This is a genomic window from Pseudomonas typographi, from assembly GCF_014694385.1.
Taxonomy (GTDB): Bacteria; Pseudomonadota; Gammaproteobacteria; order Pseudomonadales; family Pseudomonadaceae; genus Aquipseudomonas; species Aquipseudomonas typographi.
Map to the genome: position 1 here is coordinate 138,672 of NZ_JAAOCA010000007.1, position 23,737 is coordinate 162,408.

Annotated in this window: 21 protein-coding genes; 12 read left to right on the forward strand and 9 right to left on the reverse strand. The window is 64.3% G+C overall.

The window, feature by feature from the left end; genetic code table 11:
• Positions 1-3: 3 nt before the first annotated feature.
• A complete protein-coding gene (locus tag HAQ05_RS07345) occupies positions 4-906 on the forward strand; it encodes an SdiA-regulated domain-containing protein (RefSeq protein ID WP_190418936.1) in 903 nt (300 codons plus the stop codon).
• Here the strand turns inward: HAQ05_RS07345 and rpiA are convergent.
• Positions 884-1,558: a ribose-5-phosphate isomerase RpiA gene (gene rpiA / locus HAQ05_RS07350; RefSeq protein ID WP_190418938.1), complete on the reverse strand. Its 675-nt coding sequence runs from the start codon at positions 1,556-1,558 to the stop codon at positions 884-886. The genes HAQ05_RS07345 and rpiA overlap by 23 nt on opposite strands.
• Positions 1,559-1,688: 130 nt before the next feature.
• On the opposite strand from rpiA, the gene ilvA reads away from it, so the two are divergent.
• The 4 genes from ilvA to ptsP all read left to right on the forward strand — a co-directional run bounded on the left by ilvA (position 1,689) and on the right by ptsP (position 6,597).
• On the forward strand, positions 1,689-3,203 hold the full coding sequence (ilvA, locus tag HAQ05_RS07355) for a threonine ammonia-lyase, biosynthetic (RefSeq protein ID WP_190418940.1): 1,515 nt from the start codon (positions 1,689-1,691) through the stop codon (positions 3,201-3,203).
• Positions 3,204-3,218: 15 nt separating this feature from the next.
• Positions 3,219-3,665, forward strand: a complete 447-nt coding sequence (locus HAQ05_RS07360) for a DUF2269 family protein (RefSeq protein WP_190418942.1) — start codon at positions 3,219-3,221, stop codon at positions 3,663-3,665.
• Positions 3,666-3,812: 147 nt separating this feature from the next.
• Complete coding sequence (locus HAQ05_RS07365; protein WP_190418944.1) at positions 3,813-4,292, forward strand: RNA pyrophosphohydrolase; 480 nt, start codon at positions 3,813-3,815, stop codon at positions 4,290-4,292.
• Between the two features lie 22 nt (positions 4,293-4,314).
• Positions 4,315-6,597 carry a phosphoenolpyruvate--protein phosphotransferase gene (gene ptsP / locus HAQ05_RS07370; RefSeq protein WP_190418946.1) on the forward strand — a complete coding sequence of 761 codons (2,283 nt, stop codon included), beginning with the start codon at positions 4,315-4,317 and terminating at the stop codon, positions 6,595-6,597.
• Here ptsP and HAQ05_RS07375 read toward each other — a convergent pair.
• Positions 6,569-7,330, reverse strand: a complete 762-nt coding sequence (locus tag HAQ05_RS07375) for an NRDE family protein (RefSeq protein WP_190418948.1) — start codon at positions 7,328-7,330, stop codon at positions 6,569-6,571. The two genes, ptsP and HAQ05_RS07375, sit on opposite strands and share 29 nt — an antisense overlap.
• Before the next feature lie 223 nt (positions 7,331-7,553).
• Between HAQ05_RS07375 and lgt the strand changes: the two genes are divergently transcribed.
• The 3 genes from lgt (at position 7,554) to HAQ05_RS29395 (ending at position 9,982) form a co-directional block, all read left to right on the forward strand.
• Complete coding sequence (gene lgt / locus HAQ05_RS07380) at positions 7,554-8,363, forward strand: prolipoprotein diacylglyceryl transferase (RefSeq protein ID WP_190418950.1); 810 nt, start codon at positions 7,554-7,556, stop codon at positions 8,361-8,363.
• A gap of 42 nt (positions 8,364-8,405) precedes the next feature.
• Entirely contained in the window at positions 8,406-9,377 is a 972-nt protein-coding gene (locus HAQ05_RS07385) for a thymidylate synthase (RefSeq protein ID WP_190418952.1), read from the forward strand.
• A 413-nt stretch (positions 9,378-9,790) separates the two neighbouring features.
• On the forward strand, positions 9,791-9,982 hold the full coding sequence (locus tag HAQ05_RS29395; protein ID WP_420825756.1) for a DUF6124 family protein: 192 nt from the start codon (positions 9,791-9,793) through the stop codon (positions 9,980-9,982).
• Positions 9,983-10,075: 93 nt separating this feature from the next.
• On the opposite strand, the gene cadR is transcribed toward HAQ05_RS29395, so the two are convergent.
• Entirely contained in the window at positions 10,076-10,525 is a 450-nt protein-coding gene (cadR, locus tag HAQ05_RS07390; RefSeq protein ID WP_190418954.1) for a Cd(II)/Pb(II)-responsive transcriptional regulator, read from the reverse strand.
• A gap of 34 nt (positions 10,526-10,559) precedes the next feature.
• Positions 10,560-10,934, reverse strand: a complete 375-nt coding sequence (locus tag HAQ05_RS28570) for a hypothetical protein (protein ID WP_238936480.1) — start codon at positions 10,932-10,934, stop codon at positions 10,560-10,562.
• Here HAQ05_RS28570 and HAQ05_RS07395 point away from each other — a divergent pair.
• Positions 10,911-13,007: a heavy metal translocating P-type ATPase gene (locus tag HAQ05_RS07395; RefSeq protein ID WP_420825751.1), complete on the forward strand. Its 2,097-nt coding sequence runs from the start codon at positions 10,911-10,913 to the stop codon at positions 13,005-13,007. The genes HAQ05_RS28570 and HAQ05_RS07395 overlap by 24 nt on opposite strands.
• Here the strand turns inward: HAQ05_RS07395 and HAQ05_RS07400 are convergent.
• Complete coding sequence (locus HAQ05_RS07400; protein ID WP_190418958.1) at positions 13,004-14,377, reverse strand: GTPase/DUF3482 domain-containing protein; 1,374 nt, start codon at positions 14,375-14,377, stop codon at positions 13,004-13,006. The genes HAQ05_RS07395 and HAQ05_RS07400 overlap by 4 nt on opposite strands.
• Complete coding sequence (locus HAQ05_RS07405; protein ID WP_190418960.1) at positions 14,370-15,752, reverse strand: DUF2868 domain-containing protein; 1,383 nt, start codon at positions 15,750-15,752, stop codon at positions 14,370-14,372. Before HAQ05_RS07405 ends, HAQ05_RS07400 begins: the two co-directional genes overlap by 8 nt.
• Positions 15,753-15,808: 56 nt before the next feature.
• On the opposite strand from HAQ05_RS07405, the gene HAQ05_RS07410 reads away from it, so the two are divergent.
• A complete protein-coding gene (locus HAQ05_RS07410) occupies positions 15,809-16,324 on the forward strand; it encodes a dihydrofolate reductase (RefSeq protein ID WP_190418962.1) in 516 nt (171 codons plus the stop codon).
• Positions 16,325-16,423: 99 nt separating this feature from the next.
• The gene (locus HAQ05_RS07415) at positions 16,424-17,479 is read left to right on the forward strand and encodes an HAD family hydrolase (protein WP_420825752.1); all 1,056 of its coding nucleotides are present in this window, start codon (positions 16,424-16,426) and stop codon (positions 17,477-17,479) included.
• 43 nt (positions 17,480-17,522) lie between these two features.
• Here the strand turns inward: HAQ05_RS07415 and ilvD are convergent, their stop codons facing one another.
• Both ilvD and HAQ05_RS07425 read right to left on the reverse strand, forming a co-directional pair.
• Complete coding sequence (ilvD, locus tag HAQ05_RS07420; RefSeq protein ID WP_190418964.1) at positions 17,523-19,361, reverse strand: dihydroxy-acid dehydratase; 1,839 nt, start codon at positions 19,359-19,361, stop codon at positions 17,523-17,525.
• Between the two features lie 211 nt (positions 19,362-19,572).
• Entirely contained in the window at positions 19,573-20,727 is a 1,155-nt protein-coding gene (locus tag HAQ05_RS07425) for an MFS transporter (protein ID WP_190418966.1), read from the reverse strand.
• Between the two features lie 372 nt (positions 20,728-21,099).
• Between HAQ05_RS07425 and mgtE the strand changes: the two genes are divergently transcribed.
• Entirely contained in the window at positions 21,100-22,443 is a 1,344-nt protein-coding gene (mgtE, locus tag HAQ05_RS07430) for a magnesium transporter (RefSeq protein ID WP_238934986.1), read from the forward strand.
• Here the strand turns inward: mgtE and HAQ05_RS07435 are convergent, their stop codons facing one another.
• Positions 22,444-23,640 (reverse strand): class I SAM-dependent rRNA methyltransferase, encoded by a 1,197-nt coding sequence (locus HAQ05_RS07435; protein WP_190418968.1) that lies wholly within the window; start codon positions 23,638-23,640, stop codon positions 22,444-22,446.
• Between the last annotated feature and the right edge of the window lie 97 nt (positions 23,641-23,737).

The following is a 23,737-nucleotide window of genomic DNA, read 5'->3' on the forward strand; positions in this document are numbered from 1 at the left end:
GCCATGCTCGTTCGGTTCAGGCACTTTGCATGGGTTGTTCTGCCGGTATTGGCCGTGGCCCTGTTGGTCGCGGCCGCACAGCGCCAACGCCTGTTCGAACTGGCCTGGTTCGAGCTTCAAAGCGGGTGGTTTACCTCCAAGAGCGCGCTGGGTTTGGCCTATTACCGGGCAGAGGTGCAGGGCTTGGCCATCGATGGGCTGGCCGCCGATGTGTCGGCTCTCACCTACGATACCCAACGCAACACGTTATGGACCGTGACCAACAAGCATGCCGAACTGGTTGAACTGTCGCTGCAGGGTGAGGTGTCGCGGCGCATCGCCCTGCGAGGTTTTGGCGACCCGGAGGCGGTGGAGTACATCAGCCCAGGGGTGCTGGTCATCAGCGATGAGCGCCAGCAGCGCTTGGTGCGGGTGACCTTCGACGACGAAACCCAGGTGCTGGACGCCGGCGATGGCCAGCAATTGGGCCTGGGGTTGGCGGTTAACGGCAACAAGGGTTTCGAAGGCCTGGCCTACGACAGCCAGGGCAAGCGCCTGTACGTGGCCAAGGAGCGGGACCCGATGCGCATCTATGAAATAGACGGATTCGCCGAGCCGAACAGTGACGGCCTGCACATCGTCGAAAACCCTCAGCGCGATGCCCGGTTGTTCGTGCGCGACCTCTCCAGCCTGCTGTTCGACGAGGCGACCGGCCATTTGCTGGCGCTGTCTGAGGAGTCGCTACGGTTGGTGGAGCTGAATGCAGAGGGCCGGGTAGTTGGCACTTTGTCGCTGCGCAAAGGCTCAGCCGGGCTGGCACACAGCGTGCCCCAGCCCGAAGGGATGGCGATGGACGCGCGCGGCACGCTGTACATGGTCAGCGAGCCTAACCTGTTCTACGTGTTCAGGAAGCCTTCAATGCCTTGACGCCATGCTCGGTACCGAGCAACAGCAGGTCGGCCGGGCGCGCGGCGAACAGGCCGTTGGTGACTACGCCAACGATGGCATTGATGTCGCGTTCCAGCGCCACGGGGTCGATGATGTGCAGGTTGTGAACGTCGAGGATGATGTTGCCGTTATCGGTTTTCACCCCCTCGCGGTACACCGGGTCGCCGCCGAGCTTCACCAGTTGGCGGGCCACATGGCTGCGGGCCATCGGGATGACTTCCACCGGCAGCGGGAAGGTGCCGAGCACCGGCACCAGCTTGCTGGCATCGGCAATGCAAATGAACGTGCGGGCCACGGCCGCGACGATTTTTTCGCGGGTCAACGCGGCGCCGCCGCCCTTGATCAGGTGAAGCCGCTCATCGCTCTGGTCGGCGCCGTCGACGTAGAATTCCAGGTCGCCCACCGTGTTGAGCTCGTACACCGCAATGCCATGGCTTTTCAGGCGTGCCGCGGTGGCTTCGGAACTGGCCACTGCGCCGTCGAAGGCGCCTTTGTGCCGGGCCAGGGCATCGATGAAGCAGTTCGCGGTGGAGCCGGTACCCACACCAACGATGCTTTTGTCGCTGAGCTTGGGCAGGATAAAGTCCACGGCGGCCTGGGCCACGGCCTGTTTGAGTTGGTCTTGGGTCATGGTGCGGGCGCTCCGAAAGCGTCACGGGATAACAAAACGGGCGCGCATTATAGCAGCGTGCGGCGCTGCAAGCTTTCGCCTCGGCTGGTAGACTCGCGGCCTTGCCTTTCGCCAGCGGTGACGTGCCCCGATGCTTGAACAGTACGTAAAAAAGATCCTCAACTCGCGCGTGTACGACGTTGCCGTGGAAACGCCCCTTCAGCTTGCCGGGCAACTGACCGCGCGTTTGGGCAACCGCATTCTGCTCAAGCGCGAAGACCTCCAGCCGGTGTTCTCCTTCAAGGTGCGCGGTGCCTATAACAAGCTGGCGCAGTTGCCCGAAGCCCAACGTGCTCGTGGCGTCGTCACCGCCTCAGCGGGCAACCACGCCCAGGGGTTGGCATTGGCCGCCCGCGAGATGGGCGTCAAGGCGACCATCGTGATGCCCAAGACCACGCCCGAGATCAAGGTCGAGGGTGTGCGATCGCGTGGTGCCAAGGTGGTGTTGCATGGCGATTCGTTTCCTGAAGCGCTGGCTTACTCGCTCAAGCTGGTCGCCGAAAAGGGCTACGTGTACGTGCACCCCTACGATGATCCCGACACCATTGCCGGGCAAGGCACCGTGGCGATGGAGATCCTGCGCCAGCACCAGGGCCCGCTGGACGCGATTTTCGTCCCGGTGGGCGGCGGCGGGCTGGTGGCGGGCATCGCCGCTTACGTGAAGTACCTGCGCCCGGAGGTGAAAGTGATCGGGGTCGAGCCCGACGACTCAAACTGCCTGCAGGCCGCCTTGGCGGCGGGCGAGCGGGTGATTCTGCCGCAGGTGGGCTTGTTCGCCGATGGCGTTGCGGTGGCGCAGGTGGGCGAGCATACCTTTGATATCTGCAAACATTACGTAGACGAAGTCATCACCGTGAGCACCGATGAAATCTGCGCCGCGATCAAGGACATCTACGACGACACCCGCTCGATCACCGAACCGGCCGGTGCGCTGGGCGTGGCCGGGATCAAGAAGTACGTGGAGTCGCGCGGCGTAACCGGGCAAACGCTGGTGGCGATCGACTCCGGCGCCAACGTGAACTTCGACCGCCTGCGCCATGTAGCGGAGCGTGCCGAACTGGGCGAGGGCCGTGAAGCGATCATCGCTGTAACCATCCCCGAGCGGCCCGGCAGCTTCAAGGCCTTCTGCGAAGCGGTGGGCAAGCGGCAGATCACCGAATTCAACTACCGCTACCATACTGGCCACGAGGCGCACATCTTCGTGGGGGTGCAAACCCACCCAGACACCGACCCGCGCAGCGCCTTGGTTGCCAGCCTGCGCAGCCAGGGCTTCCCGGTACAAGACCTCACCGACAATGAACTGGCCAAGTTGCATATTCGCCACATGGTGGGGGGGCACGCGGTCAAGGTCAGCCACGAGCGGGTGCTGCGCTTCGAATTCCCCGAACGCCCCGGCGCGTTGTTCAACTTCCTCAACAAGCTTGGTGGGCGCTGGAACATCTCGATGTTCCACTACCGCAACCACGGCGCCGCCGATGGCCGGGTGGTCGCCGGGTTGCAAGTGCCGCCGCAGGAGCGTGAGCAGGTGCTGGCGGCGCTCGAGGAAATTGGCTATCCCTTCTGGGACGAAACCGATAACCCGGCCTACCAGTTGTTCCTGGGTTGAGCCGCAGGAGGCACCATGGATACCCTCACTACCCTCAAAGCGGTTCACCTGTTGGCCACCGCGTTGCTGCTGGGCAGCGTGGGCACGGTGCTTTGGCGCGCGGCAAGCAGTTGGCGCGCAGGCGACCACCGGCTGTTCGCCAGCACCCTGGACCGCCCGTGGTGGGCGGCCTGGGCCGTGATGGGTGTGGCGCTGGCGAGTTTTCCGATCAGTGGCTGGTGGTTGGTGCACACCGTAGGCTGGCCGTTGAGCCAGGCATGGCTATTGGCCGGCTCGGCGCTTTACATCATCGGCGCCTTGGCTTGGCTGGTGCTGCTACAGCGCGTGCGCCGGCTACGTACCAGTACGCCCGTGGCCACGCCTGCGCTGGGTGCCCAAGGCCGTTGGGTGTTGGGCTTGGCCGGGGTGGCGGTGGCGATCTTGCTGGCGCTTTTAGTGCTGATGCTGGCCAAGCCCGCCTGAGGCTTCGTTGCGCGCGGTCACACATTGGCGTGGCGGCGGGCAACTACTAGGGCTTTTCAGAAACCACCATATAAGGTAGGCCGCTCGTTGCCGCTTTGCCGGGCTTTATGGAACAATGCCCGAACATGCGTTTGCGAGGTTGCTGCCGTGATCGACCCCGATGGTTTTCGCCCCAATGTTGGCATCATTTTGACTAATGATGCTGGCCAGGTGCTGTGGGCGCGACGCATCAACCAGGATGCCTGGCAGTTTCCCCAAGGGGGTATCAACCCCAACGAAACCCCGGAACAGGCGCTGTACCGCGAACTGACCGAAGAAGTGGGGTTGGAGCGCCAGGATGTTCAAGTACTGGCGTGCACCCGGGGTTGGCTGCGCTACCGTTTGCCCCAGCGCTTGGTGCGAACCCACAGCCAGCCGCTGTGCATTGGCCAAAAGCAAAAATGGTTCTTACTGCGCCTGCTGTCGAACGAACAGCGGGTGCGCATGGACCTGACCGGAAAGCCCGAATTCGATGGTTGGCGTTGGGTCAGCTATTGGTACCCATTGGGGCAGGTGGTCACATTCAAGCGCGAGGTTTACCGCCGTGCGCTCAAAGAGCTAGCCCCGCGCCTTTTGGCACGCGACTGACGACGGAGTCCGACCCCGAGCCATGCTCAATACGCTGCGCAAGATCGTCCAGGAAGTTAACTCCGCCAAGGATCTCAAGGCGGCATTGGGCATTATTGTCTTGCGCGTCAAGGAGGCCATGGGCAGCCAGGTGTGCTCGGTGTACCTGCTCGATCCACAGGCCAATCGTTTCGTGTTGATGGCCAGCGAGGGTTTGAACAAACGCTCGATTGGCCGCGTCAGCATGGCACCCAACGAAGGCCTGGTCGGTTTGGTTGGCACCCGTGAAGAGCCGCTGAACCTGGAAGACGCCGCGGCCCACCCGCGTTATCGTTACTTTGCCGAAACCGGCGAGGAGCGCTTTGCTTCCTTCCTCGGTGCGCCAATCATCCACCACCGCCGCGTGGTGGGGGTATTGGTGGTGCAGCAAAAGGAGCGCCGCCAGTTCGATGAAGGCGAAGAAGCCTTCCTGGTAACGATGAGCGCGCAACTGGCCGGGGTGATCGCCCATGCCGAGGCCACCGGCTCCATCCGCGGGCTGGACCGCGCCGGCAAGGCCAGGCACCAGGAAGCCAAGTTCGTCGGCGTACCCGGCTCGCCGGGGGCAGCGGTGGGTACCGCGCTGGTGGTGCTGCCACCAGCTGACCTGGAAGTGGTCCCCGACAAAACCGTGGCCGATATCGGCTCGGAGCTGCAACTGTTCCAGCACGCGCTGGAAGGCGTGCGCAGTGACATGCGCACATTGTCGGCCAAGCTCGCCACGCAACTACGCCCCGAAGAGCGCGCATTGTTCGACGTGTACCTGATGATGCTCGACGATGCCTCGCTGGGCAGTGAGGTCACCCAGGTTATCAAAACCGGCCAGTGGGCCCAGGGTGCCCTGCGCCAGGTAGTGGGAGAGCACGTCAGCCGTTTCGAACTGATGGACGATGCCTACCTGCGCGAACGTGCCTCAGACGTGAAAGACCTCGGCCGCCGGCTGTTGGCCTACTTGCAGCAGGCCCGCCAGCAGACCTTGGTTTACCCGGACAACACCATTCTGGTCAGCGAAGAGCTGACCCCGGCCATGCTCGGCGAAGTGCCTGAAGGCAAGCTGGTGGGCTTGGTATCGGTCATGGGCTCGGGGAACTCCCATGTGGCGATCCTCGCCCGTGCCATGGGTATCCCTACCGTCATGGGCCTGGTAGACCTGCCCTATTCGAAGGTCGACGGCATCGAGATGATCGTCGATGGCTACCACGGCGAAGTGTTCACCAACCCCAGTGAGATCCTGCGCAAGCAGTACTCGGCGGTGGTCGCCGACGAGCGCGAGCTGGCCAAGGGCCTGGATGCCCTGCGCGAGCTGCCCTGCGTGACCACAGACGGCCACCGCATCCCGTTGTGGGTCAACACCGGGCTGTTGGCCGACGTGGCCCGCGCTCAACAGCGCGGCGCCGAGGGCGTGGGGCTGTACCGCACCGAAGTGCCGTTCATGATCAACCAGCGCTTCCCAAGCGAGAAAGAACAGCTGGCCATCTACCGCGAGCAACTGGTGGCGTTCCATCCCTTGCCGGTGACCATGCGCAGCCTGGACATCGGCGGCGACAAATCGCTGTCGTATTTCCCGATCCATGAGGAAAACCCCTTCTTGGGTTGGCGCGGGATCCGCGTGACCCTCGACCACCCGGAGATTTTCCTGGTGCAGGCACGGGCCATGCTCAAGGCCAGTGAAGGGTTGAACAACCTGCGCATCCTGCTGCCGATGATTTCCGGCACCCACGAGGTGGAAGAGGCGATGCATTTGATCCACCGCGCCTGGGGCGAGGTGCGCGATGAAGGCACCGACGTGCCGATGCCGCCGGTGGGGGTCATGGTCGAGATTCCCGCGGCGGTGTACCTCACGCGGGAGCTGTCGCGGCAGGTCGACTTTCTCTCGGTGGGCTCCAACGACCTGACCCAGTACCTGTTGGCGGTCGACCGTAATAACCCGCGCGTGGCCGACCTCTACGACTACCTGCACCCCGCCGTGCTGCAGGCGCTGCAACACGTGGTCACCGAAGCCCATGCCGAAGGCAAGCCGGTGAGCATCTGCGGCGAGATGGCGGGTGACCCGGCGGCGGCGGTTTTGCTGATGGCCATGGGTTTCGACAGCCTGTCGATGAATGCCACCAACCTGCCCAAGGTGAAGTGGATGCTGCGCCAAGTCAGCTACGCGAAGTCCCGCGAACTGCTGGCCCAACTGATGAAGATCGACAACCCGCAGGTGATCCACAGTTCCCTGCAACTGGCGCTGAAGAACCAAGGGTTGGGCCGGATGATCAACCCGCAGGCTCCGAAAACGCTCTGATCCGCACCTCGCCGGCGGCCTCGCCGAATGGGCCGAAGCTGCGCTCCAGCAGCACGCGTTCGCCGTTGGCATAGGCGTACAGCAGCGTGCTGGCACGGGTGCCGTAGTCGGCGCTCTTGATAAAGGCCGTGGCCAGCAAACGCTCAGTGGCCAAGCCCACGCCGGTGTCTGGCAAGGCGTCGTCGGGGGGCGGTTGGTCGTCGGCCAACAGTTCGAACAGCGCAGGCGGCTGGGCATCAGGCAACGCCGCTTGCAGGGCCGAGCGGGCGCGCAGCACTTTCGGCCAGGGCGTGTCCAGCCCGGCATTACTCAAGCCATATACCCCTTCGGGCAGCAACCGCGGCGCACTGTGGCTGGCCAAGTGGCAAAGCTGCTGGCCATCGCCGAGCAGCAGGTTGAAGCCTGCGTACTCCGCTGCCCGTTGCATCACCTGCTGCGCGTAAGCGGCCAATGGCTGGCTGGCGGTGAGAAACCCGGCTACCAGTTCGCCACGCGAGCGCGGCGCCCGCGGTTGCCCCGCTGCGCGGATGTTGGTCACCGCGGCGAAACGCCCATGTGGGCCGATGCCCAGCCAGGTACCACCAGCCTCCAAGTCGCGCCCGGCATATACGCCGGCCACCTGCGGCCAGGCCGCCAACGCGGCGCTGGGGCGCCCATAGAACTCATCGCGGTTGCCCGCCACCAGCAATGGAAGGTGGTGGCCAGGGCGCCAGGCGAATACGATCAGGCACATACGGTAATCATTCCCTAATGTCACACGCTTAGGCTCGACTTTACGTGAATACCCAGCCGGTGCGTTCACGAAGTCGCGGGCTGTTTGTTCTGTGCCCATCGGTTAACATGCACACCCCATGCAGGCGTTCATGCAATAAATTTCATCACTGCGTGGCTAGTGTGCGTTTGCCGCGCAGCGCATAGTGCCCGGCTACCTGACGCCTTGATCTCGAGGACCCGCAATGCTGCCTTACCCGCAGATCGACCCCGTCGCCGTCGCGATAGGGCCCCTGAAAATCCATTGGTACGGCCTGATGTACCTGATCGGCATCGGCAGTGCCTGGCTATTGGCCTCGCGCCGGCTGCCGCGCTTCGACCCTACCTGGAACCGTGAAAAGCTGTCGGACCTGGTGTTCTGGTGCGCCATGGGCGTGATCGTTGGCGGGCGCTTGGGCTACGTGCTGTTCTATGACCTGCCCGCCTATATCGCCCAGCCCACGCTGATTTTCGAAGTCTGGAAGGGCGGCATGTCGTTTCACGGCGGCTTCATCGGGGTGATGCTGGCGGCGTGGTGGTTTGGCAAGCGTAACAACAAGGGGTTCTTCGAGCTGATGGACTTCATCGCGCCCTTCGTGCCCATCGGCTTGGGCGCCGGCCGGCTGGGCAACTTCATCAATGCCGAGCTGTGGGGCAAACCTACCGACCTGCCCTGGGCGATGGTCTTCCCGCCGTTCAGCGACCCGGCGCAGTTGCCGCGCCACCCGTCGCAGCTTTACCAGTTCGCCCTCGAAGGCGTGGCATTGTTCGTTATCCTGTGGCTGTTTTCACGCAAGCCGCGGCCGACCATGGCGGTGTCCGGCCTGTTCGCATTGTTTTACGGTATCTTCCGTTTCGCCGTCGAGTTCGTGCGCATGCCCGATGCGCAGTTGGGCTACCTGGCGTTCGGCTGGCTCACCATGGGCCAGGTGCTGTGCCTGCCGATGATCGTCGCAGGGTTGCTGCTGCTGTGGCTGGCTTACCGCCGCCAGGGGCGCGTAGCCAGCGCGCATTAATTCGTATAGCGGCGGGGCGTGCCCCGCCTTTGTGGACAAAACATGAAGCAATACCTCGACCTCGTCGCCCACGTGATCCAGCACGGTAGCCGGCAAAGCAACCGCACCGGCACTGACACCTTGAGCTTTCCCGGTGCGATGCTGCGTTTCGACCTCGCCGAGGGCTTCCCGGCGATCACGACCCGCAAGCTGGCGTTCAAGGCGGCCATCGGTGAAATGTGCGGCTTTTTGCGTGGTGTGAACAACGCCGCTGAGTTTCGCGCGCTGGGCTGCAAGGTTTGGGACCAGAACGCCAATGAGAACGCGCAATGGCTGAACAACCCGTTCCGCCAGGGCACTGACGACCTGGGTGAAATCTACGGCGTGCAGTGGCGCCAATGGCCAGCCTACAAGCGCATCGCCGTGAACGACCAAGCCGCCATCGACTTCAGCCAGGCCCAAGGGTTTGCCCCCATCGCCGAGGGCGTGGAGCATGGCGAGCGCTTCGTGGTGCTGTACAAGGCCATCGACCAAGTGCGCCAGTGCCTGGACACCATCGTCAACAACCCCGGCAGCCGGCGCATCCTCTTCCACGGCTGGAACTGCGCCCAGCTCGACGAAATGGCGCTGCCGCCTTGCCATTTGCTGTACCAGTTCCACCCCAACGCAAGCACCCGTGAGCTGTCGCTGACGCTGTACATCCGCTCCAACGACTTGGGCCTGGGCACCCCGTTCAACCTCGCCGAAGGCGCGGCCCTGCTTTCGTTGTTCGCTCGGCTGACCGGCTATACCCCTCGCTGGTTCACCTACTTCATCGGCGATGCGCACGTCTACGAAAACCACTTGGACATGCTGCGCGAACAACTGCGTCGCGAACCGCTGGCCCCGCCCCGGCTGGTGATTGCCGAGCGTGTACCGGCATTCGCAGCCACCGGCGTGTACCAACCCGAGTGGTTGGCGCAGGTGGAGCCGGGGGATTTCAGCCTGGAAGGCTACGAGCACCATGCGCCGATGACGGCGCCGATGGCCGTTTAAATCAGGAAACCCTGCGTTAGTGGAGTGTGGGGTACCCAACGCTCGTTTCGAAAGCCGAGCGAGCTCGCCAGCTTGCGGCTAGCCTCGCAAGGTGAATGAGCCGGATGCTTCCACCCGCAGGTCATACCTCGCTACCCTTGCGCCTGTCGCAGCCCATTCAGCGACTTGGGCGTAGGAACCTAGAACTATCTAGGCGCGCACGTGCCGACCGTTCGACTGTAAGGCAGTTCGCTTGCAGCGCGTTATGGCGGCTGTGCGCGGGCACGCTTTTGCGTGGCCGGGTGCCTAGCGTTCCGGTATTCCTACCCCGCGTACAGCTGCCACCCAAAGCCCGTAGGAAGACCTCTGGCAGCTCCATAACGCTAGGAGCAAGACCATGTTGACAACTTCAAACGCGTACCCTCGAACATCTGATCTGCGACGCCGAAGAGCTGCTTCGTTGCGCCCAAGCGACTGCTTATGAAAGTGCCGACAACCTGCTCGGTAACCCACGGGACCATGCCGTCGCGGTCGTGCACTTGATTGAATTGGCTCGCAGGAAACTAGACGATGCGCTGCAGGCTCAAGCACAACATCCGTCGCCGCAGGCCTTTGTGGGGGGGTAGCGCAGGGTAAGCCAACCCTCAGCGGAGCGTTGAAGCGTTTTAGATCCCATAGCCCGGCCGGTGGCGCTACTGTTCTAGCGCCTATGGGTTAACTCAATGCCCGTGTGACCGCCCCACGTGCGAATGTTCCACATCCGGCGCCATCACGGCGCCGTTTTCTTCCAGCCGCTGCAGGATCGAACAGTGCTCGGTGGCCGATGGCCCGGCGCAGCGCTGGCGCAGTTCTACGAGCTGCGCTTCCAGCGCCCGCAGGCCGTCAATGCGCGCCCGTACATGGTCGATGTGCTCGTCGACCAGGGCGTTGACCTGCTCGCACGGGTCGATACGGCTGTCACGCAGGTTCAGCAGGCTGCGGATTTCGTCGAGGGTCATGTCCAGCACCCGGCAGTTGCGGATGAACGTGAGCCGCTCGGCATGGGCTTGGGTGTATTGCCGGTAGTTGCCGTCGCTGCGGGCGGGGGCGGGCAATAGCTGCTCGCGCTCGTAGTAGCGGATGGTTTCGACCGGGCAACCGGTGGCGTTGGCCAGTTCGCCGATTTTCATGGCAACCTCCTTGAAGGGCTTGACCCTATAGTGGCTACAGGGTGTGTACTTGGCAACCATAACCCGCTGCCAGGAGCTCACCACCATGAGTGAACCCATTTTCACCCGCGTTGCCCCGCCTGCCGGCCAAGCCCCGCTTGCCCCAGCGCGCCCGGCACCTGAAGGTGCGCATGGGCACGCCCACGGGGGATCTTGTGCCCACGCCCACGATCACGCCCACGATCACGATCACGATCACGATCACGCCCACGATCACGATCACGATCACGATCACGATCACGATCACGATCACGATCACGATCACGATCACGATCACGATCACGATCACGGCGACGCTGGCCCGACCACCGTCACGCTGCAGGCGGGCGGCGATGAAACGGGCACCTTGAGCCAGTTTCGCATCGAGCAAATGGACTGCCCCACCGAGCAAACGCTTATCCAGAGCAGCCTGGGCAAGTTGGCCGGTGTGCAGCAATTGGAGTTCAACCTGCTCAGCCGCACCTTGGGGGTGCGCCATACGCTGGCTTCCACCGAGCCGATCATGCAGGCCATCGCGTCTCTGGGTATGAGCGCGCAGCCATTGGAAGGGCAAGGCGAAGACGAAGGCCCCGCGCCAGCCGTGCGCACGCCATGGTGGTCGCTCGGCGTGGCGGGGGTGGCCGCGCTGGCGGCCGAGGCGGTGCATTTGGCCGGCGGAGCACCGCTGTGGTTAACCGGCGCGTTGGCGTTGGTGTCTATCCTGGCCTGTGGCCTGGGCACTTACCGCAAAGGGTGGATCGCCCTGAAGCACTTGAACTTGAACATCAATGCGCTGATGAGCATTGCGGTGACCGGCGCGGTGTTGATCGGGCAGTTCCCGGAAGCGGCGATGGTGATGTTCCTGTTCACGGTGGCCGAGTGGATCGAGGCACGCTCGTTGGCGCGTGCGCGCAATGCCATCGGCAGCTTGATGCAGTTGGCCCCCACCATGGCCACCATTCGCCAGCCAGGCGGGCAATGGTTGGAGGTCGACGCCAAGGCCGTGGCGGTAGGGGCTACCGTGCGTGTGCGGCCAGGGGAGCGGATTGCGCTGGACGGCGAGGTCAGCGCTGGGCAGTCGACCGTCGACCAAGCGCCGATCACCGGCGAAAGCCTGCCGGTGGAGAAAGCGACGGGCGACAAGGTGTTCGCCGGTACCATCAACCAGTCGGGTTCGCTGGAATACCGGGCTACCGCCGCCGCCGGCGATTCCACCCTCAGCCGCATCATCCATGCGGTGGAGCAGGCGCAAAGCGCCAAAGCGCCCACGCAGCGCTTCGTCGATCGGTTTTCGCGCATTTATACCCCCGCCGTGTTCGCGATGGCCGTGCTGGCCGCCGTATTGCCGCCATTGCTGCTGGGCGGGGCTTGGCTCGACTGGATCTACCGGGCCCTGGTGTTGTTGGTGGTGGCCTGCCCCTGCGCGCTGGTGATCTCGACACCGGTGTCGATCGTCAGCGGCCTGGCCGCGGCGGCCCGGCGGGGTATCTTGATCAAGGGTGGGGTGTTTTTGGAGAACGGCCACCGGCTGAAGGTGCTGGCGCTGGACAAAACCGGCACCTTGACCTTCGGCCGGCCAACCCAAACCGATTGGCTGGCACTGGATACGCGCATCGCTAGCGCACGCCTGCAGCAACTGGCGGCGAGCCTAGCGCTGCGCTCGGACCACCCGGTGTCACGGGCGGTGGGCCAGGCGGCGCCGGCTGGCGAGCGGGCCGAGGTAGAAGGCTTTGAGGCGTTGCCCGGGCGCGGCGTGAAGGGGCGGATGGACGGTGAGCTGTATCACCTGGGCAACCATCGGTTGGTCCACGAGATGGGGCTGTGCAGCGCCGAGCTTGAAGCGCACCTGGAAGGCTACGAGTCCCAGGGCAAAACCGCGGTATTGTTGTGCGGCCCAGGCGGCGCGCTGGCGTTGTTCGCAGTGGCCGACACCGTACGCCCGGCCAGCCGCGAAGCGATCACCCAGTTGCATGAGCTGGGGGTGAAGACCTTGATGCTGACCGGCGATAACGCCCACACAGCCAAGGCCATTGCCGCGCAAGTGGGCATCGACGAAGCACGCGGCGACCTACTGCCTGAAGACAAGCTGGCCGCGATCGAGGCGCTGGTGGACCGTGGGCAGCAGGTCGGCATGGTGGGTGACGGTATCAACGACGCCCCAGCGCTGGCGCGGGCAGACCTCGGCTTCGCCATGGGCGCGGCGGGCACCGACTCGGCCATCGAAACGGCGGACGTGGCCCTGATGGACGACGACTTGCGCAAGATCCCGGCCTTTATTCGCCTGTCACGGCGCACGCGTAACGTACTGGTGCAGAACATCGTATTGGCCCTGGCCATCAAAGCGGTGTTCCTCGGGTTTACCTTCGCCGGCATGGCCACCCTGTGGATGGCGGTGTTCGCCGACATGGGCGTGAGCCTGCTGGTGGTGTTCAACGGCCTGCGGCTACTGCGCGCCGCTCGCTAATCACCCTCCAGCAGCACCTGCGCGGCGAGGCTTTGCAGCGTGCGCAGGCGCTCTTCATCCGCTGGCCGGGCGCCTGGGTTGAGGGTGGACCACGCCGGGTGGGCGCGGGCCTTGGCCAGTGCTGCCGGCAATTTGCCCTGGCGCCAGCGGTCGGCCTGCGGGCTTTGCACGGTGATCGCCGCCACGGCCGCATGGCCGCGGGCTTCCAGGGCCTGGACCAACTGCCCTTGGCGTAACGCCAGCAGGCGCAGCACGGCATCGTCTACCGTCAGTTCGCGTTGGCCTTTGAGCTTGCCCAGCAGGCGCCCGCCATAGCCGCGCGCCGTTTGCACGGCACCGCCGGCCAGGGCGCCAGCCAAGGCTGCCAGGCCCAGGGTGAGCCCGCCCACCATCAGGTCGATCCCGGCCCCCGCGGCGGCACCGGCCGCCAGGCCGCCACCCACCTTCACGCCCAGTTGGCGCAGGGTTTCCGGGTTGAATAAGTCATCGCCCCATCGACCGTCGAGCAGCGGCAAGTCACTGGTGCTGGCGTCGTTATGGCGGAAGGCATAAAGCCCTAGCAACGCCTCGACGCATCGTTGCTCGCGGGCGCGAATGGCTTGGCGCAGCGCTTGCACCGCCGGGCCTTGCTGGCCGCTGCTGACGCCCCGGCGGCAGGCGGCGCAGTCGAGCAGCAGTTCGGCGACCAATTGCTGCGCGGCGGCGCGGCGGCGCAGCCGTTGCTGCTGGTGGTCTTGCACCAGCCGCTCCAGGGTTTGGCGGGCAGGTTCCAGTAACAGAGCAAGGCTTTGGTACAGCCGCTGCTCGCCGTCGTGCGGCGGCGCCACGCTGTCGAAGCGTACCAGCGCATGCAAGCCCAGGCGCGCCAGCGCCTCGCGCCACTGCGGCTCACGGTGGTTGTCGCTGGCAACAAAATTGAGCACCGGCAACAGCGGCTTGCCGCAGGCGGCCAACACCTCGAGTTCGTCGCGGTACTTGGCCAACACCGGCTCACGGGCGTCGATCACATACAGGCCGGCGTCGCTGGCCATCAATTGGCGCAGCACCTTGGCCTCTTGCTCGAAGCGCTGACGCGCTTCGCTACCTTGCAGAAAGCGCGCGATGCGCGCGGGGCCGTCGAGGCGTTCGCCGGGTTCATCGAGGCGGTCCAGGTGCGCCAGCAGGGCGATGGCATCTTCCAGGCCAGGGGTATCGTACAGTTCCACCAGTGCTTGGCCGCCCACCGACAGCCGTGCCCCTTCGACATGGCGCGTGGTGCTCGGCCGGTGAGACACTTCACCGAAGCCCACGTCGCGGGTCAGCGTGCGCAGCAAGGAGGTTTTGCCGACGTTGGTGTGGCCTACCACGGCCAGTTTCAGCGGCTCATTCATTACGGCCCTCCAGCCATCGGGTAGGCAGCTCAGGCTCGGTGCCGTGGGGCAAGCCCAGCCGGTCGAGCGCCGCCTGCCAGTCGGCCAGGCGCTGTGGATCTGGCGCGGTGCCTTGGGCCGCCTTCGGTAGCAACCATACCCGGGTGGCGCCGGCGCAGCGGCTCAGTTCAGCCAGCAGCGCCAGGGTGCCACGGTCTGCCGAGCGTTGCGGGTCGCAGGCCAGCAATAACCTGGCCGGTGGTTGGGCGGTGAGGGTTTCGAGCAGGTGCTGGCGCGAGGCGTGGTCATCCACCACGCCGGCATCGTGGGTGCCCGCCGGCAGCGGCGGTGGCCATGGCCGCTGATCGTCTAGCTCGATGCCCGCCAGCACGGCATCGCTGTTGCTGGGTTCGGTGTGCCGGGCAGCTTCGCCGAGGGTGAAGCGTGGCGCCGGGTCGGTGACCCCCAAGCGTTCGCTGCTGGGCATCAGGCGCTCGCGCAACGCTTCGCTCGCCGAGTGCCCAGGCGCGGCCAGCAGCCGCGCGCGGCCTCGGCGCCAGTTGTACCAGCAGAGCAGCGCCAGCACGGCGCGTGGCAGCACGCCATAGCACACCAGTACGCCGAGCAACCAACTGGCCCAAGGCTGGCGAGCGCTGGCCAAGGCCGCGTCACCACTGGCGCGGATGGCGTCGCTATCGGGCACGTTGAAGCCCAGCGCGGCTGGCAGCGCCCCCAGCGCGTGGGTGAGGCTCACGAATGTATCGCTGCCTAGCAAGGTGGTTTCCCACACAAAGCCGTAGCGCCGGGTGGCGAGCATCAGCAAAAGGGTGGCCAGCGTACTGAGGGCGCTGAGCAACCACAGCCCATGGGCTGCGCTGCCCAACAGCCAGCGTGCCAGGTGGTGGCGCTGCAATAGCAGCCACAGCGCCGGGGCGAGGTGGGCGGCTTGGGCGTCGCGTGCCAGGCGGGCGCTCAGCCACAGCCATAGGCGGCCCAGCGCCGCACCATGGCGGCTGGCCACGGCGCTGGCGCACCAACCCGCCAGCATCAGCAGGTTCAAACCCAACAAGCTACCCAGGGCCCAGAACACATTGACCGGCCGGCTGCCGTCGCCCAACGCGGCCAAGGCCATGCCCACCCCGCTGGCCAGTGCCAGCAGCAGCAACAGGCCCAGCGCTAGCTGCGCGCCCTGGCGCCAACGGCGCAGGGCCAACAGCAGGCCGTCACGCTCGGCCAGCAGGTGCGCGCGGTATTGCAGGCGCTCGCCCAAGGTGCCCCCCTGGCGGCGCGCCAGGCGCACGGCCTCGCTGTCTTCGAGTGGGCCGGCGTGCGTTTCGCGCCAATGAATGGCTTCGGTCAGCCAGAGTTTTTCCAGTGCAGTCACACGGCAGTCCATCGTTTACGTAGGGTGCAGCATAACCTGAGCGGCCAGGCCTCTGTTATGATCTGGGCATGAACAAGCCCCCTACACTCAGCCTGATCGCTGCCCATGGCGAGAATGGCGTGATCGGCGTGGATAACGCCATGCCCTGGCATTTGCCGGGTGATTTTCAGTATTTCAAGGCCACTACCCTGGGTAAGCCCATCATCATGGGCCGCAAAACCTGGGATTCACTTGGCCGGCCGCTGCCTGGGCGGCTCAACCTGGTGGTCAGCCGCCAGCCTGGGCTGGTGCTGGCCGGTGCCGAGGTGTACCCGTCGCTGCGCGCCGCCGTGGCGCGGGCGCAAGCCTGGGCGCGCGAACAGGGGGTGAACGAGATCATGCTGATCGGCGGCGCGCAGTTGTACGAGTTGGGCCTTCCCCATGCCGACCGCCTGTACCTCACCCGCGTCGAGCTTAGCCCACAAGGCGATGCCTGGTTCCCAGCGTTCGACCAGCAGGTATGGCACAAGGTGTCTGATATCCCCAACCCGCCTACCGATGGCAAGCCGGCTTACCATTTTGAAGTGTGGGAACGTCGCGCATAGGCATGTATTGCCGCCCCGGCTTAACTGCAGGTCGCACTGAACCGCCGCGTTTCATGAACCTTTGCTAGCTTTCCAGGACTATTCCGGGGGAGGCTTTCCATGAAACTCGCGTTCAAACCGTTCGCCGCTGCGATGTGCCTGGCGATGGCCAGCACCGTCCATGCCGCCACCGAGCTTAAGCATTGGCCCGCCGCGGCGGCCAAGCAGCTCGACGCCATGATTGCCGCCAATGCCCACAAGGGCAATTACGCGGTGTTCGACATGGACAACACCAGCTACCGCTACGACCTTGAAGAGTCGCTGTTGCCGTTTCTCGAAAACAAAGGCGTGCTGACCCGCGACACGTTGGACCCTTCGCTTAAGCTGATGCCTTTCAAAGACACGGCCGAACACAAAGAGAGCCTGTTCAGCTACTACTACCGGCTGTGCGAAATCGACGACATGGTGTGCTACCCCTGGGTGGCCCAGGTGTTCGCAGGTTTTACCCTCACACAGCTCAAGGGCTATGTGGATGAGCTAATGGCCTACGGCAAGCCCATTCCTAGCACCTACTTCGATGGCGACAAGGTAACCGCCATCGATGTGCAGCCGCCCAAAGTGTTCACCGGCCAAGCCGAGCTTTTCAACAAACTCATGGAAAACGGCATCGAGGTGTACGTGATAAGCGCCGCCTCGGAGGAGTTGGTGCGCATGGTCGCCGCCGACCCCCGATACGGCTATAACGTGAAACCGCAGAACGTGATTGGGGTGACCACGCTGCTCAAAAACCCGCAAACCGGTGAACTGACCACGGCCCGCAAGCAGATCAGCGCTGGGCACTACGACCCCAATGCCAACAAGGCCATGGTGCTTACACCGTACCTCTGGACCCCCGCCACGTGGATGGCCGGTAAGCAGGCGGCCATCGTCACGTACATCGACCGGTGGAAGAAACCGGTGCTGGCCGGCGGCGATACGCCTACCAGTGACGGTTACATGCTGTTTGATGTGGATACCGCCAAGGGCGGCATTCACCTATGGGTGAACCGCAAGGCCAAGTACATGGACGAACTTAACGCAATGATCAAGCAGAACGCCGAAGCGCAGAAAGCCGAGGGCCTTCCGGTCACCGTGGACAAGAACTGGGTGGTGGTCAAGCCGGAGGATATTCAGTAAGCAAAGGTAAGGGCGGCTGGGCCGCCCTCCTAGGCTCGGGCGCTCAGCCGTCGAGCAGCGCCTTGTCGCGCACCGCGCCCTTGTCGGCACTGGTGGCCAGCAATGCGTAGGCTTTGAGCGCGGTGGTCACGCGGCGCGCGCGTGGCTCGGCCGGCTTCCAGCCTTTTTTATCCTGCTCGGCGCGGCGCGACGCCAGTTCCGCATCATCGACCAGCAGGTTGATGCCACGGTTCGGGATGTCGATCAGGATCTTGTCGCCATCGCGTACCAAGCCGATGGCGCCGCCGGCGGCGGCTTCCGGGGAGGCGTGGCCGATCGACAGCCCCGAGGTGCCGCCGGAGAAGCGGCCATCGGTGAGCAGCGCGCAGACTTTGCCCAGCCCCTTGGACTTCAGGTAAGAGGTGGGGTAGAGCATTTCCTGCATGCCGGGGCCGCCCTTGGGGCCCTCATAGCGGATGATCACCACGTCACCGGCTTTCACTTCATCGCCCAAAATGCCGCGTACCGCGCCGTCCTGGCTCTCAAATACCTTGGCGGTACCTTCGAACACGTGGATGGACTCATCCACGCCGGCCGTCTTGACCACGCAGCCGTCTACCGCGATGTTGCCATACAGCACGGCCAGGCCGCCCTCGCGGGAGTAGGCATGTTCCAGGCTACGGATGCAGCCGTCGGCACGGTCGCTGTCGAGGCTATCCCAGCGGGTGGCCTGGCTGAAGGCAACCTGGGTCGGGATGCCCGCGGGGCCGGCACGGTAGAACTCATGCACGGCCTGGTCATCACTGACCTTGATGTCCCACTGGGCGATGCCTTCGGCCATGGTTGGGGCATGCACGGTGCTCACGTCGGTGTGCAACAGGCCGCCACGGGCCAATTCGCCGAGAATGCCGAAAATGCCGCCGGCCCGGTGTACGTCCTCCATGTGGTACTTCGGCGTGTTCGGTGCCACCTTGCACAACTGCGGGACCGAACGGCTCAGCCGGTCGATGTCGCGCAGGTCGAACGGGATCTCGCCCTCCTGGGCCGCGGCCAGCAAGTGCAGGATGGTATTGGTCGACCCGCCCATGGCGATGTCCATGGTCATGGCGTTCTCGAACGCCTTGAAGTTGGCGATGTTGCGCGGCAATACCGATTCGTCGTTGCCTTGGTAGTAGCGCCGGCACAACTCCACCGCGGTACGGCCGGCGCGCAGGAACAACTGTTCGCGGTCGGCGTGGGTGGCCACGATCGAGCCATTGCCTGGCAAGGCCAGGCCCAGGGCTTCGGTCAGGCAGTTCATGGAGTTGGCGGTGAACATGCCAGAGCACGAACCGCAGGTGGGGCAGGCGCTGCGCTCGTATTCGGCGACTTTTTCGTCGGAGGCGCTGGAGTCGGCGGCGATCACCATGGCATCGACCAGGTCAAGGCCGTGGCTGGCCAGCTTGGTCTTGCCCGCTTCCATCGGCCCGCCAGACACGAACACCACCGGGATGTTCAAGCGCAAGGCGGCCATCAACATGCCGGGGGTGATTTTGTCGCAGTTGGAGATGCATACGATGGCGTCTGCGCAGTGGGCATTGACCATGTACTCCACCGAGTCGGCGATGATTTCACGGCTGGGCAGCGAATAGAGCATGCCATCGTGGCCCATGGCGATGCCGTCGTCCACGGCGATGGTATTGAATTCCTTGGCTACGCCACCGGCGCGTTCGATCTCGCGGGCAACCAGTTGCCCGAGGTCTTTGAGGTGCACATGGCCCGGTACGAACTGGGTGAAGGAGTTGGCGATGGCGATGATCGGTTTTTTGAAATCGTCATCTTTCATGCCGGTGGCGCGCCACAAGGCGCGCGCACCGGCCATGTTGCGGCCATGGGTAGATGTTTTCGAGCGGTAATCGGGCATGAAGCACTCCGGACGGCTAATCAGGTTTCTGTAAGAGTCGAGCTTTCTTGGCCTGTGCCCAATTGGCAGATAGCCGCTTGGCATGGGTGTGGCCTGCACCGGCGCGGGATCACCGTGCGGTCAGGCCGAGCTCATAAACCCGCCGGGGGATGACTGGCGATGAATCCGCCGATTCTACACCGCCAGCCGATGGAGTGAACGCCGTTGGAGATTAAAGGTTCACCGCGTTGCGCTCGGCCACCTGGGTTTCGGTGACGCAGGCCAACACCAGGGACGCAACAAGGGTAACGGCCACATAGAGCACCAGCAGCCCGAGCCGGGTATCGCTCTCGACCTGTAGCGCCAGCAGGCTGAGCAGGCCGGCGCAGGCGAAGGTGAGGCTGTTGCCCAGCACTTTGGCCCCCGCGGTGGCGTTTGCGCGTTCCAGCGCTTGTATGGTGGCACCGGTACGCACCAGCGCGGTGCCCAGCGTGGTGGCCAGCAACGGGCCAAGAAACCAGCCCAGGGCGCCCTCGCGAAGCGACATCGCCAGCGCCGCGGTGGCCAGGGCATTGAGGGCCAGCCCCAGGCGGATCTGGTTGTTCGGGCTTAGGGCCTGCCCCAACCCACCGGCCGCGGCTTCGCTGGCCAGGGCCGCGATGCCATAACCCAACAAGGCCAGGGCAATGGCCCATGGCTGTAGGCTGAACACCAGCGTGCCGGCCACGGGCAGGGCGACCAGCGCCATGAAGTGGCAAGCGAATGCCAGTGCGGCCAGCGAAGAGTAACCCACCACGCCCGGCCGGCGGGCCTCTTGGTAGTATGCCGCCCAATGGCTGCGCCAGCTTGCGTGGCCTTCGGCAGGCTCTTCGTCGAGCACGCCGATCATCAAGCCCACCGCGAACAGCACTAGAAACTCATAGGCCAGGAATACCGCCTGCCAGCCATAATCATGTTGCAACCAGGCGCCCAGCAACGGCGCCAGGGCGATGAATACCGCGCCGAGCAATGCCGCCACCGCCCGCACGCGCTGGCCACCGGCGTGCCGCCCGGCCAGCAAGGCGTGCACCAGCACCAGGCTGCCGCAGCCGAACCCCTGCAATGCGCGCAGCGCCAGCAAGGCCCAGCCCTGCTCGACCAACACCACACCCGCCGCGGCGATGCCCGACAGCGCCAGCCCGGCGACCAGCACCGCCTTGCGCCCCCAACGGCCGGCGAGCGGGCCGACACACGGTTGTGCGGCGGCGACGCCAAGGGCATACAGGCTGGTGGCCAGGGCGACGTCTTCCAATGGCAGGGCGAAATGCGCCGCCATCGCCGGCAGCGCGGGCAGCAGCAGGTCGATGGGCAGCGCGCCCAGCAAGACCAAGGTGAGGATCAGGAACATGGTGGCGTTTCGGTTGTGCGGCTTCATGGGGGCGACGGGCTTGGCTATGAGAGGGGGCAGGATAGAAAACCGTGGCACATTTTCGCTAGCAGCCGATTCCTAGAGAAGTGTAGGAAACTTTACCAAAAAGCCCCGGCAACGGGGGCTTGGCGGCGATCGTTGGCCCAAATATAGGTAAACCTGTGTAGGACCATTCTGAAAGCCTCTGCGGGGGATGGCGCCGAGCCCGCCACTTTCCTAGTATCTGCGCGCCGCATGTGCGGTAGCCAGGATTCTCCAAATGGACCTTCCCAGTCCCTGCCCACCCTTGAATTTTTCCGCCCGGTAGGCTGGTACCGTTCCGCAGCCCGGGTGGCCCTGCCCGGAGTATGCATGATGCAAACCCTCGATGCTTCTCGCGCACCCGCCGCCCTGGCAGCGGTGAGCGAAGGAGCCCGCCTGCAAGCCAACAACCTGCTGGCTGCGGACATAGCCCGCTATCTGGAAACTGTTGGCACGCCCCACTATCGCTTGGAAGTACTCGACGGCCTCGAACTGCGCAAGCGCGCACAGGTGTTCGGTTACTTGCCCTTGGAGCGCCAGGCTGAACTGGTCGCTATCATGCCGGTGCCTTGCCTGGGGCAACTGCTCGGTGCAATGTCGGCCGACGAACGTGCTGACCTGGTCAACCACCTCGACGCCTTGCCGCGCGGCCGGCTATTACCCGCGTTGGCACGGGCCGAACGGGAAGATGTGCTCAAACTGTGCAGCTACGATGAAGGCACTGCCGGTGCGCTGATGACCAGTGACTACTCGTGGCTGCCCGCGCAACTGACCGCTGCCCAGGCCATCGATGCCTTGCGCGCGCAAGCGGGCGATGCCGAAACGATCTACCAGAACTACATTCTCGATGAGAACCGCCGGCTGCTGGGCACCCTTTCGCTGCGCCAGTTGATTGTCGCGCCCGCCGACCAGCCGCTGGCGGCGCTGATGGTCAGCCCGGTGGTGCATGCCCACGTCGATACCCCCGCCGAGCGCATCGCCCGGCTGATCAACGATTATGATTTGCTGGCGCTGCCGATCCTCGATGCCCAGCAGCGGCTGGTCGGTATCGTGACCTGTGACGATGCGATGGACGTGGTGGTCAGCGAAGCCACTGAAGATTTCCACAAAGGCGCCAGCATTGCCCAACATATTGGCAACCTGAAGGATGCCACCGTTGGCCTGCTGTATCGCAAGCGGGTGTTCTGGCTGGTGCTGCTGGTGTTTGGCAACTTGTTCTCCGGCGCCGGTATCGCGGCTTTCGAGGATGTGATCGCAGCGAACATCGCACTGGTGTTCTTCCTACCGCTGTTGGTAGACAGCGGCGGCAATGCCGGTGCCCAATCGGCCACGCTGATGGTGCGGGCATTGGCCACCGGCGAGGTGGTGCTGCGTGACTGGGTTCGTTTACTGGGCCGTGAATGCCTGGTGGCGCTGGCGTTGGGCTGCACGATGGCGGTTGCGGTGTCTACCCTCGGTGTATTGCGCGGCGGCTGGGACATCGCTTTGATCGTGGCCAGCAGCATGCTGATCATCGTATTGTTCGGCAGCGTGATCGGCATGAGCCTGCCGTTCGCCTTCAACCGCCTGCGCATGGACCCGGCCACCGCCAGCGGCCCGTTGATCACCTCGATTGCCGATGCCGCCGGGGTGCTGGTCTACTTTGGCATAGCCAGCGCGGTGCTTAACCTGTGATCAACTGTTGGGCAGCAAGCGCACTGTCAGGCTTTTGATGTAGCGGGTTTCGACGATGGCCGGGTGCACCGGATGGTCCGGGCCCTGGCCGCCCCGTTCCAGCAACTGGATGTTGCGGTCCAGGTGCCGGGCACTGGTCAGCAGGATGTTCTGCAGGTCGTCTTCGGGCAGGTGCATCGAGCAGGAGGCGCTGACCAGGATGCCGTCGCGTGCCAGTAGCCGCATGGCCTGTTCGTTCAGGCGCCGGTACGCGCCCTCACCGTTTTTGAGGTCTTTCTTGCGTTTGATGAATGCCGGCGGGTCGGCAATGATCACGTCGAAGCGCTCCTCTGCCGCTTTCAGCCCCCGGAGGGCCTCGAAGGCGTCGCCCTCAACGCAGGTGACTTTTTCACCAATGCCATTGAGGGCGGCGTTGCGCTCTACGCCATCGAGCGCGAAGCCCGAAGCGTCGACGCAAAAAACCTCGCTAGCGCCGAAAGCGCCGGCCTGCACGCCCCAACCGCCAATGTAACTGAACAAATCCAGTACCCGCTTGCCCTTGACGTAGGGTGCCAGGCGCGCACGGTTCATACGGTGGTCGTAGAACCAGCCGGTTTTCTGGCCTTCGATCACTGGGGCTTGGAATTGTACGCCGTTCTCTTCCAGCCGAACCCATTCGGGGACTGCCCCAAAGGCGGTTTCGACATACCGCTGCAGGCCTTCGGCATCGCGCGCCGAGGAGTCGTTCTTGAACAGGATGCCGCGTGGCTGCAACACCTGCACCAGTGCGGCCTGAACGTCGGCCTTGAGCGCCTCCATGGTCGCCGAGGCCAACTGCACCACCAAGTGGTCACCGAAACGATCGACCACCAGCCCTGGTAGCAAGTCGGAGTCGCCATAGACCAGGCGATAGAAGGGTTTGTCGAACAGCCGTTCGCGCAGCGACAAGGCCACGTTCAAGCGGTGCACCAACAGTGATTTGTCTAGCGCAAGCTTAGGGTCGCGAGACACCAACCGCGCACAAATCAAGTTGTTTGGGCTCATGGCTACGATGCCGAGCGGCTTGCCCCCAGCGGCTTCCAGCAGCGCCTGGGCGCCGGCGGCGAAACCCTGCAACGGCGTGACCGCCACATCCACTTCGTTACTGTAAACCCACAAGTGGCCAGCGCGCAGGCGGCGATCGGCATTGGCTTTGAGGCGAAGGCTGGGCAAGGGCATCAGGGGCTTCCGAGAAAAAAGGGGCAATTATAGCGGGAAAAGCGCTTAAGCGCTTTTATACCTGAGCGCGTTCATATTGGATTGAAAGCCAAGGTTG